The sequence below is a fragment of the Candidatus Pelagibacter sp. uisw_098 genome (genome assembly GCF_059512505.1).
This window is the reverse complement of record NZ_CM183454.1, coordinates 1035179-1051248: the sequence shown is the minus strand read 5'-3', so window position 1 is coordinate 1051248 and position 16070 is coordinate 1035179. Positions and strand designations below refer to the sequence as shown.

The 16070-nt window shown below is 29.3% G+C and carries 18 protein-coding genes; 3 read left to right on the top strand and 15 right to left on the bottom strand.

Annotated features, from left to right (window positions below; translation table 11 throughout):
* Window position 1: 1 nt before the first annotated feature.
* Window positions 2-781, top strand: coding sequence for a cytochrome c1 (locus tag AC5YF9_RS05670; protein ID WP_415303712.1), 780 nt, complete (start codon window positions 2-4; stop codon window positions 779-781).
* On the opposite strand, the gene ychF is transcribed toward AC5YF9_RS05670, so the two are convergent.
* The 7 genes from ychF to lgt are packed head-to-tail and all read right to left on the bottom strand — an operon-like array spanning window position 758 to window position 6685.
* Window positions 758-1831, bottom strand: a complete 1074-nt coding sequence (gene ychF, locus AC5YF9_RS05665) for a redox-regulated ATPase YchF (RefSeq protein ID WP_415278024.1) — start codon at window positions 1829-1831, stop codon at window positions 758-760. The genes AC5YF9_RS05670 and ychF overlap by 24 nt on opposite strands.
* Window positions 1831-2391 (bottom strand): aminoacyl-tRNA hydrolase, encoded by a 561-nt coding sequence (pth, locus tag AC5YF9_RS05660; RefSeq protein ID WP_415303711.1) that lies wholly within the window; start codon window positions 2389-2391, stop codon window positions 1831-1833. Before pth ends, ychF begins: the two co-directional genes overlap by 1 nt.
* A 45-nt stretch (window positions 2392-2436) precedes the next feature.
* Window positions 2437-3129, bottom strand: coding sequence for a 50S ribosomal protein L25/general stress protein Ctc (locus AC5YF9_RS05655; RefSeq protein WP_415303710.1), 693 nt, complete (start codon window positions 3127-3129; stop codon window positions 2437-2439).
* Window positions 3130-3173: 44 nt separating this feature from the next.
* Window positions 3174-4106, bottom strand: coding sequence for a ribose-phosphate pyrophosphokinase (locus AC5YF9_RS05650; protein WP_415303709.1), 933 nt, complete (start codon window positions 4104-4106; stop codon window positions 3174-3176).
* A 9-nt stretch (window positions 4107-4115) separates the two neighbouring features.
* A complete protein-coding gene (gene pgeF / locus AC5YF9_RS05645; RefSeq protein ID WP_415304922.1) occupies window positions 4116-4838 on the bottom strand; it encodes a peptidoglycan editing factor PgeF in 723 nt (240 codons plus the stop codon).
* A 37-nt stretch (window positions 4839-4875) separates the two neighbouring features.
* Window positions 4876-5922, bottom strand: coding sequence for an SAM-dependent methyltransferase (locus AC5YF9_RS05640; protein WP_415303708.1), 1047 nt, complete (start codon window positions 5920-5922; stop codon window positions 4876-4878).
* On the bottom strand, window positions 5912-6685 hold the full coding sequence (lgt, locus tag AC5YF9_RS05635) for a prolipoprotein diacylglyceryl transferase (RefSeq protein ID WP_415303707.1): 774 nt from the start codon (window positions 6683-6685) through the stop codon (window positions 5912-5914). The genes AC5YF9_RS05640 and lgt overlap by 11 nt, the downstream gene beginning before the upstream one ends.
* 46 nt (window positions 6686-6731) lie before the next feature.
* On the opposite strand from lgt, the gene AC5YF9_RS05630 reads away from it, so the two are divergent.
* Window positions 6732-6974, top strand: a complete 243-nt coding sequence (locus tag AC5YF9_RS05630) for a hypothetical protein (RefSeq protein WP_496169867.1) — start codon at window positions 6732-6734, stop codon at window positions 6972-6974.
* Here the strand turns inward: AC5YF9_RS05630 and AC5YF9_RS05625 are convergent.
* Genes AC5YF9_RS05625 through AC5YF9_RS05615 form a run of 3 tightly spaced genes read right to left on the bottom strand, consistent with a single transcriptional unit; the run spans window position 6963 to window position 9370 of the window.
* Window positions 6963-8282 carry an ATP-binding protein gene (locus AC5YF9_RS05625; RefSeq protein ID WP_415303706.1) on the bottom strand — a complete coding sequence of 440 codons (1320 nt, stop codon included), beginning with the start codon at window positions 8280-8282 and terminating at the stop codon, window positions 6963-6965. The genes AC5YF9_RS05630 and AC5YF9_RS05625 overlap by 12 nt on opposite strands.
* Window positions 8263-8940 (bottom strand): response regulator, encoded by a 678-nt coding sequence (locus AC5YF9_RS05620; protein ID WP_415303705.1) that lies wholly within the window; start codon window positions 8938-8940, stop codon window positions 8263-8265. Before AC5YF9_RS05620 ends, AC5YF9_RS05625 begins: the two co-directional genes overlap by 20 nt.
* Window positions 8933-9370, bottom strand: a complete 438-nt coding sequence (locus tag AC5YF9_RS05615) for a MarR family winged helix-turn-helix transcriptional regulator (protein ID WP_415303704.1) — start codon at window positions 9368-9370, stop codon at window positions 8933-8935. Before AC5YF9_RS05615 ends, AC5YF9_RS05620 begins: the two co-directional genes overlap by 8 nt.
* Window positions 9371-9440: 70 nt before the next feature.
* Here AC5YF9_RS05615 and AC5YF9_RS05610 point away from each other — a divergent pair, with 70 nt between their 5' ends.
* On the top strand, window positions 9441-10313 hold the full coding sequence (locus AC5YF9_RS05610; RefSeq protein WP_415303703.1) for a branched-chain amino acid aminotransferase: 873 nt from the start codon (window positions 9441-9443) through the stop codon (window positions 10311-10313).
* Between the two features lie 5 nt (window positions 10314-10318).
* Here the strand turns inward: AC5YF9_RS05610 and pgsA are convergent, their stop codons facing one another.
* The 5 genes from pgsA to uvrB are packed head-to-tail and all read right to left on the bottom strand — an operon-like array spanning window position 10319 to window position 16055.
* Entirely contained in the window at window positions 10319-10903 is a 585-nt protein-coding gene (pgsA, locus tag AC5YF9_RS05605; protein WP_415303702.1) for a CDP-diacylglycerol--glycerol-3-phosphate 3-phosphatidyltransferase, read from the bottom strand.
* Window positions 10904-10905: 2 nt separating this feature from the next.
* Complete coding sequence (uvrC, locus tag AC5YF9_RS05600; RefSeq protein WP_496169866.1) at window positions 10906-12741, bottom strand: excinuclease ABC subunit UvrC; 1836 nt, start codon at window positions 12739-12741, stop codon at window positions 10906-10908.
* A complete protein-coding gene (locus AC5YF9_RS05595; protein ID WP_271492313.1) occupies window positions 12728-13153 on the bottom strand; it encodes a dihydroneopterin aldolase in 426 nt (141 codons plus the stop codon). The genes uvrC and AC5YF9_RS05595 overlap by 14 nt, the downstream gene beginning before the upstream one ends.
* Window positions 13150-13902: an SDR family oxidoreductase gene (locus tag AC5YF9_RS05590; RefSeq protein WP_415303701.1), complete on the bottom strand. Its 753-nt coding sequence runs from the start codon at window positions 13900-13902 to the stop codon at window positions 13150-13152. The genes AC5YF9_RS05595 and AC5YF9_RS05590 overlap by 4 nt, the downstream gene beginning before the upstream one ends.
* Window positions 13884-16055 carry an excinuclease ABC subunit UvrB gene (gene uvrB / locus AC5YF9_RS05585; RefSeq protein ID WP_415278012.1) on the bottom strand — a complete coding sequence of 724 codons (2172 nt, stop codon included), beginning with the start codon at window positions 16053-16055 and terminating at the stop codon, window positions 13884-13886. The genes AC5YF9_RS05590 and uvrB overlap by 19 nt, the downstream gene beginning before the upstream one ends.
* Window positions 16056-16070 lie beyond the last annotated feature (15 nt).

The following is a 16070-nucleotide window of genomic DNA, read 5'->3' as shown; positions in this document are numbered from 1 at the left end:
AGTGAAAAATATTTTAAAAATTAGTTATTCGATTATTTTTTTATTAGCAGGAACTTTTACAGTTAATTCTGCAGAAAAAGTTGATCTTTTAAAAACAGATTGGAGTTTTAAGGGATTATTTGGAAAATTTGATAGGGGGGCCTTGCAAAGAGGCTACCAGGTTTATTCAGAAGTTTGTGCTGGCTGTCATTCAATGAAATATGTAAGTTATAGAAACCTATTTGAACCAGGCGGACCAGAATTTACTGAAGAACAAGCAAAAGCTATAGCTGCAAGTTTTGAAGTTACAGATGGACCAAATAATGATGGAGAAATGTTTGTAAGGCCCGCTAAGTTATCTGATAAATTTGTCATGCCCTTTGAAAATGTTAAAGCAGCTCAAGCAGCAAATGGAGGAGCTTATCCACCTGATATGTCAGTATTAGCAAAAGCTCGAAGTGGTGGAGTTGATTATATTTATTCAGTACTTTTAGGTTATGAAGATCCACCCAGTGACGCAACGCTTGATGATGGGGTTTACTATAATAAATATATGTATGGTAATAAAATTAAGATGTCACAACCTTTAATGAATGATGCAGTTGAATATAGTGATGGTACAAAAGCTACAGAAGAACAAATGGCAAAAGATGTTACAACATTCTTAATGTGGGCTGCAGAACCACATTTAGAAGCAAGACATAAAATGGGCTTTAAGGCTATTTTATATTTAATTATTTTAACTATTCTGGTTTACTTTAGTATGAAGAAAATTTGGTCACGTATTGAATCTGAAGTTTAATATATCACCATCTTTAACAATATAATCTTTTCCTTCAAGTCTCATTTTTCCATTAGTCTTGGAATTTACCCAACCTTGATTTGCTATGAAATCTTCGTATGCAATTGTTTCAGCTCTAATAAAGCCTTTTTCAAAATCAGTATGTATTTCACCAGCCGCTTTTGGTGCAGTACAATTTTTTTGGATAGTCCAGGCTCTAGTTTCTTCAGGTCCGGATGTAAAGTAAGTGTCTAACTCTAAAATATTATAACCCTTTTGAATCAACATATTTAAACCAGTTCTTTTTAATCCAATCATCTCCATATAATTTTCTTTTTCTTCATTTTCTAATTGATTTATTTGGTTCTCAATATCGGCTGAAACTATTAAGGTATTTTTTTCACCAAATTTATCAATAAAAGCTTGTGTATATTTATTTCCATTTTGAACACTTGCTTCATCAACGTTACATACAAAAATTTTAGGCTTTAAAGACAATAAACCACTTTGGTTTATTAATTTTTTGTCAAATTGTTCATAAAGTATTTGAATATCTTTAGAATTATTTATGCAGTCAGAAGCAATTTCTAATATCTTTAATTGTTCCTCATCTACATTTTTCTTATTATTTTTTTCCAATCTTTTTTGTATTGATTCAAGGTCTGCCAACATCATTTCTGTTTCAATAATTTCTAAATCTCTGATTGGATCAACAGTTGGGTTCACATTTTGAATATCATCAGAGTCAAAACATCTGATCATATGAATGACTGCATCGACTTCTCTTATATGGGATAAGAATTTATTCCCTAAGCCTTCACCTTTAGAGGCGCCCTCTACTAGTCCTGCTATATCCACAAACTCAATAGTGGTATTAATTTTTTTTTTTGATTTTGATATTTCTACCAATTTATCTAGTCTTTCATCTGGTACAGGAACAACACCAACATTTGGCTCAATAGTACAAAAAGGAAAGTTAGCAGCCTGTGCTTTGCTAGAATTTGTTAGCGCGTTAAATAAAGTAGATTTACCAACATTAGGCAACCCAACAATTCCACACTTAAAACTCATTATTTATTATTTACTGTGCTTGCAAATAAATCTAATTTTTTATCAATTAATATAGGCATTGAATCAATAATATTATTTGTAATTTTTTCTAATTGTAACATTTCATCTTCGTCAAAATCTTTTAACACATGATCTGAAACGTCAGCTTTGGTTTTTGGTCTTCCAATTCCAATTCTTACTCTTGAGTAGTCTTTTCCTATAAATTTATCTATAGATTCAATTCCATTATGTCCTGCACTAGATCCTGCAAATTTTGCTTTTACTTTACCAAATTCAATATCAAGATCATCATGAAATACGATGACATCTTCTGCATCAATTTTAAAGTATTCAATTAATTCTCTTATGCAAATTCCAGAATTATTCATAAAAGTCAGAGGCTTTATTGCATAAACTTTTTTATCTTCAATATTTCCAGTAGTTAATAGGCCTTTAAATTTTGGCTTCTGTTTAGACAGGCCAAATTTTTGATTAAGAGCATCAATTAACTTAAAGCCAATATTGTGTCTATTATTTTCACTATTGGGTGTGGGGTTTCCTAAACCTACAAATAGAAGCATAATTTTTTAAGATCGTATCTAGGAATTTTCACTATAATAAATTTATTATTTTTTTTCTTCAGGAGCTTTTTTGTCTTCACCTTCTTTTTTATCTCCATCAGTCACTGGAGCAGCATCTTTGCCATCTGCAGCTGCTTCATCTGTTGCTTCTGCTTCAGCTGGTTTTTCTGGCTCTTTCATAACAGTAGGAGCTGCCAATGTTGCAATTACAAAATCTCTTCCAATAATTGTTGGTGTAACACCATCTTCTAGTTTAACTGAAGATATTTTAAAACTTTCTCCAATTTCAATTCCTTCAAGGTCGATTATAATTGCTTCAGGAATTTTTTCACTAGGGCATTTTAATTCAATTTTTCTTCTAACTATATTTAATACTCCTCCTCTTTTTAAGCCTGGAGACGTTTCATGATTAATGAATTGTACAGGGACTTCTATTCTAATTTTTACACCAGGAACGACTCTAAGAAAGTCAATATGAGTTGGCTCATCAGAGATTACATTATATGTGATTTCTCTTGGTAAAACATTTTGAGGCTTACCATCCAAGTTAAGAGTTATAATATTAGATAAAAAGTTTTCTTTTGCAATTAAGGTTTTAAGAGTTTTTTTTAAAACAGTAACTTTTTGATTTTCTTCTGTTCCACCATAAATTATACCCGGAATATTACCAGCTAGTCTTAGAGATCTAACATCTCCTTTTGATTGAGTATTTCTAGTATTTGCTTCAAGTGAATTCATAAAAGAAGGTTTTCTAGCTCAAGTTCTTCAATAACTCAAGATAATTATTTAAATAAATCAGATACTGAAGTTGAATTGGAAATTCTTTTAATTGCCTCCCCCATAAGGGTTGAAATAGGTAAAACTTCTATATTTTTAGCTTTCTTAATTTTATCCTGGTTGTCAATTGTATCGGTTATAACCAATTTTTTTATAACCGATTTCTTAATTTTATCTATGGCTTCTCCACTTAGAACTCCATGGGTTATATAAACATAAACTTCTTTTGCACCTCTATCTTTTAGAGCCTTAGCAGCATTAATTATGGTTCCACCAGAATCGATTATATCATCAACTATAATGCAAGTTTTACCCTTTACATTTCCTATAACGTTCATAACTTTTGATTGACCTGGTTTAGGTCTTCTTTTATCGACGATTGCAAGCTCGACATCTAAAATCTTACCAAGAGCTCTTGCTCTTTCAGTTCCACCAACATCAGGTGCTACACAAATTATATTTTTACCTTTAATATTTTTCTTAGCATGTCTTGCAAAAATAGGAGTAGCAAACAAGTTGTCTACAGGAATGTCAAAAAATCCTTGAATTTGACCTGCGTGCAAGTCAACAGTAACAACTCTGTCGGCGCCAGCTTTAGTAATTAGATTAGAAACAAGTTTTGCTGATATAGAAGTTCTGGGTACCACTTTTCGGTCTTGTCTAGCATAACCAAAATAAGGAATAACGGCAGTAATATTTTTAGCTGAAGATCTTTTTAACGCATCAATGCAGAGAAGTAATTCCATTAAATTATCATTTGCAGGAGAAGAGATTGATTGAATTATAAAAATACTATTACCTCTAATATTTTCATTAATCTCTATATAGATCTCTCCATCAGAAAAATTTTTAATGCTAGAATTTACAAGTTTAGTTTTTAAATATTTAGCAATATTTTTGCTTAAAGGTTTATTGCTGTTTCCAGTTAATAATTTCATGAAATATTGTTAATTAATCATAATTATTGAAATATTTCTACCATAATCATTCTCATTGCGACTAATAGATCTTCTTGCACTGAACAAATTGTTTTTTCTAATAAATGTATCTTTATCAATAATATCAATTTTCTTAATACTTAAGCTCTTTAGTTGAAAATGAATATATTTATTTAAGTTAAAGTAATTTTTATGCTTAGCTTTTTTAAAAAATATTATATTTTTTTTATCTTTTTTAATAAATTTTTTTATAAAATCTTCTCTAACCTCGTAATTATTACTTGAAATACATGGGCCTATAGCAGCGGTAATATTTTGTGGGGAACAACCTTTTTTAATCATAAATTTAACAACCTTTTTTACAATGCTTTTGTAGGCGCCTTTCCAGCCCGCATGGATAGCTGCTATCATTTCTTTACTATCATCGTAGACTAATATTGGAGCACAATCAGCCGTTAAAACAGCTATTGGTGTATTTTTCCTATCAGTGACTAAAGCATCTCCCTCAAATTTATTCTTAAGCTTTGAATTTGTGCTTATATAGTGAAATTTATTACCATGAACTTGGTTTAATAAAATTATTTTTTTGCGTTTAGTTTTAATTTTATTGCCTACGATTTTAAGATTTTTCTGTATATTTTTATTTTTATCAGAAGAACCTGGTCCACAGTTCAAACTTTTAAATATACCGGTAGATTTTCCACCTAATCGATTAAAAAAAGCGTGCTCTATGCTTTTAAATCTAGATAATTTTTTTGATTTGATCAGTTTAAAATCCTAACTTAAATTTATTTTTATGATTTGTTATAAACATTACTTTAAATAAATGACCCATCTGGCTTTCATCAATTAATCTTTTAATTCTAAAATAAATATCAGCTTTCTCACTAAATGGCATATTTTTAGATAATATTTCAGCTCTATCCAGTATGCCAATTTTTGTTAAGAATTTTTCTTGAGTAGTAGATAGAGATGTATAGGAGCCAAATTTTTTAATAATATTATTAATTAAATTAAAGCTTAAATTATAAGTTATATCTGAATTTCTAAAACTTTTTAGAACATTGCAGTATTTATGTTTAGAAACTGCTTGAAGAGTATTTTTCATTTCTTTCTCAAGATACGCATAATCTATTATTAAAATTCCACCATTATTAAGTTTGATTTTATTAATTATAATTTTTAAATATTTTATAGTGAGTGGAGAGTATTCAATAAACGTTTGCTTATAGGAAATTTTAAATTTAATTTTTTTTTCAAATTTTTGCATATCAAATGGAATATCTAAATAATTTAATTTTTTATCATTGGAAAAATTTACATGTCTTTCGTACCATTTTTTTTCTTTTTTTAAGAACTGTTTAATGGGTAAGGCATCAAAGAATTCATTTGCAATAAAAATACATGGAAAATTATTTAACTCATTCAAATTATTTAACCATTTAATCTTTGCATCTTTAATATTAATTTTTTGTGTTTGTTTAAGTAATTCACTTTTTTCTAATATATTGATTTTACAAGAATTCTTAAACTGAGGAAATTTATTGAATGTGTTAACTAATACCCTCATCATTTCACCGTTACCAGCTCCTAATTCAATCAAATTAAATTGTTTAGGACAATCTAACTTTTCCCAAAATGAAATTATCCAGATAGCAATCATTTCAGAAAATAATATTGATATGCTAGGTGCTGTTATAAAATCACCCCCCTCACCAAAGGGATTTTTTTTCATGTAGTAGCCATGTTTTTTATTATAGAGAGATTCCTCTATAAATTTATCTAAGGTAAATAATCTATTGTTTTTATTTTTCATTAGTTTTTAAATAATATAAGAGTGTGCCAGCCATTAAGAAAATAATACTTAGCAATTGACCCTGTGTTAAGTTTAAAATTAAATAGCCAATTTGAGGGTCAGGTGATCTAAAAAACTCTGTAAGAAATCTAAAAAATGAATAAAAAATTAAAAATAAAGCAGATATCTTTCCTGGATTTTTTAAGTAATTTTTTCTAAAGAAATATTCAAGCAAAAGAAATAAAATTATCCCTTCAAAAAAAGCTTCATACAACTGAGAGGGATGCCTTTTAGTATTATCTATTAATATAAATTGCACAGACCAAGGTAGGTCGGTTGCTCTTCCAATAAGCTCTGAATTTATAAAATTTGCAATTCTGCCAAAAAAAATTCCAATTGGCGCTGATAGTGCCACTAAATCTAAAAATATAAATTGATTAACCTTATGCTTGCTTGAAAATAATTGAGAAGCGACAATAACTCCAATCAAGCCTCCGTGAAAAGACATTCCACCATTCCATACCATTAGTATTTCAAGTGGGTTTTCTAAATAATATTTAAGATTATAAAATAGTGCATACCCAAGTCTGCCACCTAGAATTACTCCTAAAATTAGATATGTAATAAAGTCATCAAATAGACTTAATATACGCTGGTCTTTAATTAATTTTTTCTTACAATATATCCATCCGAATATAATTCCGATAATATATGCCAATGAATACCATCTAATTTCGAATGATAGAATTTGAAAAGCTACTGGGTCAAAATTATTAATAAACATTTTTAAATAACTGCGTATAAAGTATATTAATTTTATAAATGAATATATGACAAAATCAAAATTTGTAATTGATAAATTGGCAAAATTATTTGAACAAGGACTGATTTCTTATAAGGATTTAAGTTCTGAGATAATAAATGTTTTGAAATCAAAAAGAGATGAGATAGTTTTTAAAATGAAATTAACAAGCAAAGAAGAGACTGATATTTTAATTAAAAGAGTTGAAAATCTTGAAAAAAAAATAGAAAAATTAGAAAAAAATAAGTTAAAAAAAAAACTACAAAGGTAAAAAAATCTTAACTCTCAATCCATTAAGGGGAGATCTCTCTAACACAATATTTCCTCCATGTGATTTGATGATATCTGATGTGATGGATAATCCAAGGCCAACACTAGATTTTGAATCTCCTCTACTTTTATCAAGTTTATAAAAAGGTTTAAAGACATTCTGGTATTCATTTTTAGGAATACCAAGACCATCATCGTCAATAGTAATTATTATATTGTTATTTTTTTTAGAAAGACTAAGTTTTATTTGATCTGCATATTTAATAGAGTTATCAATTATATTATTTAAGGACCTTTGTATTAAATTTTTTCTACCATTCATATAAACCCTGGGAATAAGTTCTTTTGAAATATTATCATTGTCATATTTACTGATTGTACTGTCTATTAGTTCTGAAATATCAAAAGTTTCATTTTTTTCTAAATAAGAGGAGCTAGTAAATTTCAGATATTCATTAAGCATTTTTTCCATTTCATTTATATCTAAAGACATTTTTTTAGATAATTCTTTATCTTTAATAAATGACAGCTGAAGCTTTAGTCTTGTTAATGGTGTTCTTAGATCATGACTTATTCCTGATAACATTTCAGATCTTTGATTGAGATGTCTCATTATTCTTTTTCTCATTTTGTCAAATTCTAAGCCTGCTCGTCGTATCTCCAATGCGCCAGAGGGTCTATATTCGTCAATATTCTCACCTCTGCCAAATCTTTCAGCTGCTTTTGCTAGATTAACAATTGGCCTTGTCTGGTTTCTTAAAAATATTATTGCAATTGTTATCATTAATAATGCTGGAAGGGTTATCCATAGTGCAAACATTCTCGCAGAAGTACTTGCCACTCTATCTTTCGGAATAAAAAATTCAAAATAACCATTATTATGTTTTATATTTATATGTAGGAGCTCTTTATAGCTTGTCGTATCAAACCAATAATTTCCATTACCAATATTTGATTTTAATTCTCTCCTTAGAGTCCTGTCAATTGGGCTAAACCATCTTTCATTTGATGATTTATCAAATAATTGGCCATCCTTGTATTCGACATTGAGGTCTAAATAAATTGAAAAAAGTCCAGATAAATCATTATTATTGTATTTACCATTGTCGTAAGCTGTAATGAAAGTTTTCATTTCACCAACTAGCGCACGAGTCATGCCTTTGTTTGTTTTAATCCACAGACTATCAAAAAAAACTATTGTTATAATTAGTTGTAAAACAATAATAGGAACTGCAACAATTAATAAAGCCCTATAAAATAACCTTCTGGGCAATAAATTTTTTATAAATTTACTCAATCCATAAGACATAGCCTACACCTCTTAAAGTTTGTAAATATTTGGGATTTTTAGGATCAGTCTCAATTTTTTTTCTTAGCCTGGTAATTATAACATCTATAGATCTTTCTTTATCTAGATCAATCAGTTTTCCAATATCTTCTCTTGAAAATGATTTACCAGGGTTATTGATCATTTTTTCCAAGATAATCTTTTCAGTATTATTTATTTTGAACTCATTTTCATTTTTAAAAACTAAAAGTTTATTCAGGTCAATCTTAATATTATCAAACTTTACAACTCTTTTTTGATCAATTTTTTTTGTTTTATTGAGAATATTTTTTATTCTTAAAACAAGTTCTTTTGGTTCAAAGGGTTTAGGTAAATAATCATCAGCCCCGATTTCTAATCCACCAACTCTATCTTCCGTTTCTACTTTTGCAGTTAAAAGAATGATAGGTGTATCGATTGTAGATTTATTATTTTTAATAAATTCTAACCCACTTTTTCCAGCCATCATTACATCCAACACAATTAAATCAAATTTAATAATTGAAATTTTTTCTTCTGCATTTTCTGCACTATTCGAAGTGGTAACTAAAAAATTATTTTCATTGAGATACTGTTTAACTAAAGATCTAATACCATCATCATCATCTACAACTAAAATGTGAGCTATAAAATCATTCATTGATTATTTTTTTTAAAACATTGTCGAAGTTAAGAACTTGATCTGAGCTTGAATTTAAAAGCGCATTGTAAATTCTTTTTTTTTGAGATGAAAATATTTCTCCAAAAATTTTTTCTCCCTTATCATTTAAAAAAATATGTTTAACCCTTGTATCTTGTTGATCTTTTTCAAAAAAAATAATTTCAAGTTTAATTAAGTCTCTTAACACCCTGTTTAAACTTTGTTTTGTGACTTTTAGTTTTTTAAGTAGTTCTGAAATTGTAATTCCTTTGTACATAGAAAGCATGTGCAATACTTTATGATGTGCTATCCCAATGGAGTATTTATCAAGTGTTTTCCTGGCATCTGCAAATGATTCTCTGTAGCTTGTAAATAGCTTTTCAATCAATTGTTTTAGCTGAGTATCCTCTAAATATAAAAGTTCTTTCATTACAGGTAAGTTATATTGACATATTATAGATACAAAGATAATTTTAATAAAAAATTAAAATATTTCACACATGATGTCCTACGATAAAAGATCTGGTAAAATTTGGTATAATAATGATCTTGTTGAATGGGCTGAAGCTAAAATTCATGTTTTAAACCATGGACTTCATTATGCTAGCTGCGTTTTTGAAGGAGAAAGGGTTTATGAGAAGTCAATATTTAAATTAGAAGAGCATACATCGAGACTTTTTTATTCAGCAAAAAGAATGGGGATGACAATTCCCTATACTGAGAAAGAAATAAATGATGCATGTAATAAAATTATTTTAGTACAAAACGTAGAAAATGGATATGTAAGACCAACTGTTTGGAGGGGCAGTGAAATGATGGCAATTTCCGCACAACAAACAAAAATCCATGTAGCTATAGCAACTTGGGAGTGGGGATCCTACTTTGACCCAAAATTAAAAGTGGAAGGTATAAGATTAAATATATCTAATTGGAGAAAGCCACCACCGAATACAATACCGTGGGATACAAAAGCGTCGGGTCTATATATGATTAATACATTGTCAAAACATGAGGCAGAACAACAAGGTTATGCAGATTCTTTAATGCTGGATCATGAAGGAAATGTTGCAGAAGCAACTGGAGCAAATGTTTTTTTTAAAGATAAAAATGGAGAGATACACACTCCAATTCCAGATTGTTTTTTAGATGGAATAACAAGAAGAACTGTTATTGAGATTGCAAAATCTAAAGGAATTAAAATTAATGAGAGAAAAATTAAACCAGAAGAGTTAAGAGATTTTGTTGGTTGTTTTTTAACTGGGTCAGCTGCAGAGGTAACACCCGTATCATGTATTGTAGATAATCAATTCAAAGTTTGTGAAACTATAATTGATTTAAATAAAAGTTATCAAACTTTAGTCAGAAAAAAATAGATTATTTACTTTTTATTATCCTCAGATATTGCATGGTCAATGCCTTTTCTTAAATATTCATAACCAGTATATAAAGTTAAAAATGCTGAAAGCCAAAGCAGGATTATGCCAATAGTTTGAGCATTATAATCTTGAAAATTTAAAATTTTATTACCAGTTTCACCTGTCAGTAAAAGAGCTATGGCAACCATTTGTAAAAAAGTTTTTAATTTTGCTAAATTAGTTACTGGTAATTTAATTTGCCCTCTAGCCAAAAACTCTCTTAATCCTGAAATTAGTATTTCTCTTGTAAGTATTATAATTGCAGCAATAACCTCATAATGTTTAATTGTTCCACTCATAACAAGCAATATAAGTGCAGTAGCAACAATAATTTTATCTGCTATAGGGTCAAGTAATTCACCTAACTTAGACTCTTCGCCCATCATTCTCGCCAACATTCCATCCAAAAAATCAGTAAATGAAGCAACTACAAACAATACACATGCAGTTAAGTCACCATAAAAGCCTGGTAAATAAAATGCTAGAACAAAAAAAGGTACAATTATTATCCTACCAATTGTTAAAATATTTGGAATTTTTTTAAGCATAATTATTCGTGAAAAAAGTTATATATCTTTTTTGCAACTTTTTCCTCAACACCTTCAACTGATTTAATTTCATCAAAACTTGCAGATTCTACTGCTCGAGCAGAGCCAAAATGGTTCAATAGGGCTCTTTTTCTAATCAATCCAATACCATCAATTTGATCTAATAAGGATTTTGTAATTCCTTTTGCTCTTTTTGCTCTGTGAGAGGTGATAGCAAATCTATGCGCTTCATCACGGAGTCTCTGCATAAAGAAGAGGGTAGGGTCATTCTTATCAAATTTAAATAAATTTCCTTTATAGAAAAAAGTTTCATCACCACTATTTCTTAATTTACCTTTAGCAATAGCAATCATAGGAAGATCATGTAAGCCAAATTCATCCAATACTTCTTTGGCAGATGAATATTGACCTTTACCACCATCAATTAATATCAAATCAGGGAGTGTTAAATAATTTCCCTTTTCTAACATTGCTCTTTTAAATCTTCTTGTAAGAACTTCTTTTAACATTGCAAAATCATCTTGTTCGGCACCTTTTGTTTTAATATCGAATTTTCTATATCTTTTTTTAACAAACCCTTCATTTCCAAAAGTAATCATGGCACCCACACTATTGGTTCCTGAGATATGGCTATTATCATAAACCTCAACTAAGTTTAGGCTATTTTTAAGATCAAATTTTTTAGCGACACCATCAAATAAATTTTTATTATTATTTGTTTCATAAATTTTTCTATTAAGTGACTCTTTGGCATTTTTTTCTGCCATAGCGATAACTTTAGCTTTAGTTCCTTTTTTTGCTACATTAATAGAAATTGTATTACTTTCTTTTTTGCTTAAAGTTTCTTCAATTAATTTCTTGTCCTCAATTTCTGTATTAATAATTATTAATTTTGGAACATTCTTATTTTCATAAAACTGCATCAAGAAGGAAGACATTATTTCAGATATATCTTGATCAGGATCATGCTTTGGAAAATAAGCTTGATTGCCCCAATTTTGTTTAGACCTATAAAAAAATACCTGAATACAGGTTTTGCCTGACTCTTTATAGGCAGCAATTACATCTGCATCAACCAGATTGGCTTCATTAATTCTTTGTGACGATTGAATTATATTTAAGGATTTAATTCTATCTCTAAAAATAGAAGCTCTTTCAAAATCCAGCTTTTCGCTTGCTTCCTCCATTTGTTTAGATAGGTTTTTTTGTATGTCTCTTGATTTACCTGATACAAACTGAATTGCCTGATCTACTGATTTTTTATAATCTTCTTTATCAATATAATCGACACAAGGACCAGAACATCTTTTTATTTGATAAAGTATGCAGGGTCTTGTTCTATTCTTGAAAGTGCTATCATCACAAACTCGAATTTGAAATATTTTTTGAAGCATTTTAATGGTCCAATTTGCAGTTCCTGCTGAAGCAAACGGTCCAAAGTAAAATCCTTCTTTATCTTTTTTTCCCCTATGTTTTGTAACTTGTGCCCATTGGTCTTTATTACTGATGAAAACAAAGGGAAAAGATTTGTCATCTTTAAGCAATATATTGAATTTAGGTTTATATTTTTTGATTAAATTAGCTTCTAAAAGAAGTGCTTCACTTTCATTAGCTGTAGTAGTTATCTCTAACTTAAAAGTTTGGGAGAGCATCCTTGCTGTTCTAATGATATGATTTTTTTCAGCTACATAGCTTTTTAATCTATTAGGAAGGTTTTTTGCTTTACCTACATACAAAATCACATCTTTATGATCAAGCATTCGATAAACTCCAGGACTTTTAGGAATTAATGGGAGCTCTTTTCTAATTACGTCTTTGCCTAATTCAGAGCTTTTCATGACTTCTTTTTTTGGTAATTTGGATACCAACAGAGGCACATTCTTTTATAATTTCTAATTTTTCAATTTGAAGCATAATTTTTCCAATTCGTTTATCTTTAAATAATACATCAAAAACATCTTCAGCAAGTGTTTCTAAAAAATTATAATGCTTCTTTTTTGCAAGTTTTGTAATCAATTTTACAACCTGACCATAATTAACAATTGATTTAATATCTTTGTCATTTGTTGGCTTTCTATCTTCATAATCAATCTCTAAACTAAATTTTACTTTCTGGGTTTTTTCTTTTTCAAAATCATAATAACCAAGCTTTAAATCTAGAGTTAATTCTTTAATAAGAATTTTTTTTTCGTAATTAAATAAACTTTTATTTTTATCTATTTTGACAATATTTAAATTATTTTTTTTCATTCTTTTCCAATTACATCTGGTGTTTGCCAGTTTAAACTTTGTCCACTATCTATTGCTATTACTTGACCTGTAATTGAACTGTTTTTGATAAAAAAGTCAACAGCAGAACATATATCTTTTACATTTACCTGCTGTTTTAAAGGGGTTGCTGAGTACTGCTTTTTAAAATGCATGTCAGTTTGTCTTTTATTTTTAATAGTTGGTCCAGGTGCAATTCCATTAACTCTTATATTTGGAGCTAATTCCATAGCACTAGTTTTTGTTAGCGTGTAAAGCCCTGTTTTACTTAAAGTGTAAGAAAAGAAAAAGGGAGTTAACTTAAAAACTCTTTGATCTATTATATTTATAATATTGTTATTTTTACCTTTAACATTTTTTGAAAATTCTTTTGTAAGATATGCGGGTGCTTTCAAATTTACATCAATATGTTGGTTCCAGCTTTTAGAAGAAAAATTTTTAAGACTATCATTTTCAAACAATGAAGCATTATTAACTAAACAATCAAAGTATTTTAATTTTGATTTTGAGAATTTTATAATTTTTTTTAAATCTCTTTCTTTTGCAAGATCACCTTTTACCAAATAAACTTTTGTTTTATCTTTTAATAATTCTTTTTGTAATTTTTCAGCTTCTTTTTTTGAGCTGTTATAATGAATCACCATTTCAACTCCTGGACCTGAAAGTTTTTTGGCAATAGCAGCACCCATTCTAGTTGCTGCTCCAGTGATAATTATTTTGTTTGCTTCCATTTTTTCTTACCTTTTTGTGCTCTTGTACCAGGTAAACCCATTGTTGACCTACCTTTTGGATATGTTCTATTTTCTTGGTTATAGTGTTTTATTTTTGGGTTTAAAACAATTTCTAACTCTGATGCCTCTAAATTTCTTATTTCATCTCTAATTTTACCAGCTTCTTCAAATTCAAGGTTTGTGGCAGCATCCTTCATTCTTTTGTTGAGCATCTTTAAGTGTTTCTTTAAATTTCCACCAATATTGTCTCCAGTACCTACTTTTAAATAATCCTTATCATAAACGTTCTGCAACACATCGCTGATTTCTTTCTTAATAGAAACAGCATCAATATTGTGCTTTTTATTATAGGCAACTTGAATTGCTCTTCTTCTATCAGTTTCCTGTATAGCTTTTTTTATACTTTTAGTTTCTTTATCCGCATAAAGAATAACTCTTCCTTCTAAGTTTCTTGCAGCCCTTCCAATAGTTTGAACTAAAGAAGTTTCGGATCTTAAAAATCCTTCTTTATCAGCATCTAAAATTCCAACTAATGCACATTCTGGAATATCGAGTCCTTCTCTTAAAAGGTTAATTCCGACTAAGACATCGAAAACACCAAGCCTTAAATCCCTCATGATTTCAATTCTCTCTAGTGTGTCGATATCGGAGTGCAAATATCTAACTCTAATACCATTTTCATGAAAATATTCTGTTAAATCCTCAGCCATTTTCTTAGTCAATGTAGTAACCAAAACTCTAAAATTTTTATCTATTGTTTTTTTGCACTCATGCATCAAGTCATCAACTTGATTTTTGGCAGGTTTTATTTCAACTGGTGGATCAATTAGACCAGTAGGCCTTATTATTTGTTCAACAAATTTACCCTTAACTTGTTCTAATTCCCAAGGACCAGGTGTTGCTGATACAAACACTGTTTGGGTTCTCATTGCATCCCATTCTTCAAATTTAAGAGGTCTATTGTCCATGCAAGAAGGTAATCTAAAACCATATTCGGCAAGATTACTTTTTCTAGATCTATCTCCTTTGTACATACCATTTAATTGAGGAACTGTTACGTGGCATTCATCTACAAAAATAAGAGTGTTGTCAGGAAAGTATTCAAATAGAGTGGGAGGTGGTTCTCCTGGTTTTCTTCCAGATAAAAAACGAGAATAGTTTTCAATACCAGCACAAGACCCTGTTGCTTCTATCATTTCTAAATCAAACTTAACTCTTTCTTCTAATCTTTGTGCTTCAAGCAATTTATTTTGTTCTTTGAATTTTTTTAAAGTTACTTCTAATTCTCTTTTAATTTTAATGATTGCTTGCTCTATAGTTGGTTTGGGCGTGATGTAATGACTATTAGCATAAACTTTTATTACATCTAAATCTTGTATTAGATCTCCTGTTAAGGGATCAAATTCTTCTATTTTTTCTAATTTATCACCAAATAAACTTAATCTCCATGCTCTATCTTCAAAGTGTGAGGGAAATATTTCGAGATATTCTCCTCGAGCTCTAAAAGTTCCTCTATAAAAACTCTGATCATTTCTTTTGTATTGTAAATTTACTAAAGTTTTTATTAGTTGCTCTCTGCTGTATTCATAATCTTTCTTTAAACTCAACGTCATCTTACTGTACGCCTCAACAGAACCCAGGCCATAGATACAAGAAACACTTGCAACAATAATTACATCATCTCTCTCTAATAGTGATCTAGTAGCTGAGTGACGCATACGATCAATTTGTTCATTAATAGATGCTTCTTTTTCAATATAAGTGTCAGACCTTGGTACATAGGCCTCAGGTGTATAGTAATCATAATAAGATACAAAATACTCAACGGCATTGTCTGGAAAAAAAGATTTCATCTCTCCATAAAGCTGTGCAGCTAGTGTTTTGTTAGGAGCAAGTATTAGAGCTGGTCTATTAGTTTTTTCAATTACTTGGGCCATTGTAAAAGTTTTTCCAGAACCTGTTACACCAAGCAAAACTTGGTTTAATTCTTCTTTATTTGCACCCTTAACTAATTGTTTTATTGCTTCTGGCTGATCACCGGCAGGTTTAAAATCTGTAACAAGTTTAAATTTTTTTCCACCTTCTAGTTTCTGGTGAATTTCAGGATTTTTACTCTGTATATCTGTAATTAAATCTTGATAAGTATTTTGCATTATCTATAAAACTAT

Coding starts and splice junctions, on each gene's coding strand:
- AC5YF9_RS05630 (WP_496169867.1), top strand. CDS start 6,732: ATGACAAAATCAAAATTTGTAATTGATAAATTGGCAAAATTATTTGAA.
- AC5YF9_RS05655 (WP_415303710.1), bottom strand. CDS start 3,129: ATGAATTCACTTGAAGCAAATACTAGAAATACTCAATCAAAAGGAGAT.
- ychF (WP_415278024.1), bottom strand. CDS start 1,831: ATGAGTTTTAAGTGTGGAATTGTTGGGTTGCCTAATGTTGGTAAATCT.
- AC5YF9_RS05640 (WP_415303708.1), bottom strand. CDS start 5,922: ATGAAAAATAAAAACAATAGATTATTTACCTTAGATAAATTTATAGAG.
- lgt (WP_415303707.1), bottom strand. CDS start 6,685: ATGTTTATTAATAATTTTGACCCAGTAGCTTTTCAAATTCTATCATTC.
- pgsA (WP_415303702.1), bottom strand. CDS start 10,903: ATGCTTAAAAAAATTCCAAATATTTTAACAATTGGTAGGATAATAATT.
- AC5YF9_RS05625 (WP_415303706.1), bottom strand. CDS start 8,282: ATGTCTTATGGATTGAGTAAATTTATAAAAAATTTATTGCCCAGAAGG.
- pth (WP_415303711.1), bottom strand. CDS start 2,391: ATGCTTCTATTTGTAGGTTTAGGAAACCCCACACCCAATAGTGAAAAT.
- AC5YF9_RS05615 (WP_415303704.1), bottom strand. CDS start 9,370: ATGAAAGAACTTTTATATTTAGAGGATACTCAGCTAAAACAATTGATT.
- AC5YF9_RS05650 (WP_415303709.1), bottom strand. CDS start 4,106: ATGAAATTATTAACTGGAAACAGCAATAAACCTTTAAGCAAAAATATT.
- uvrB (WP_415278012.1), bottom strand. CDS start 16,055: ATGCAAAATACTTATCAAGATTTAATTACAGATATACAGAGTAAAAAT.
- AC5YF9_RS05595 (WP_271492313.1), bottom strand. CDS start 13,153: ATGAAAAAAAATAATTTAAATATTGTCAAAATAGATAAAAATAAAAGT.
- AC5YF9_RS05620 (WP_415303705.1), bottom strand. CDS start 8,940: ATGAATGATTTTATAGCTCACATTTTAGTTGTAGATGATGATGATGGT.
- AC5YF9_RS05590 (WP_415303701.1), bottom strand. CDS start 13,902: ATGGAAGCAAACAAAATAATTATCACTGGAGCAGCAACTAGAATGGGT.
- AC5YF9_RS05610 (WP_415303703.1), top strand. CDS start 9,441: ATGATGTCCTACGATAAAAGATCTGGTAAAATTTGGTATAATAATGAT.
- uvrC (WP_496169866.1), bottom strand. CDS start 12,741: ATGAAAAGCTCTGAATTAGGCAAAGACGTAATTAGAAAAGAGCTCCCA.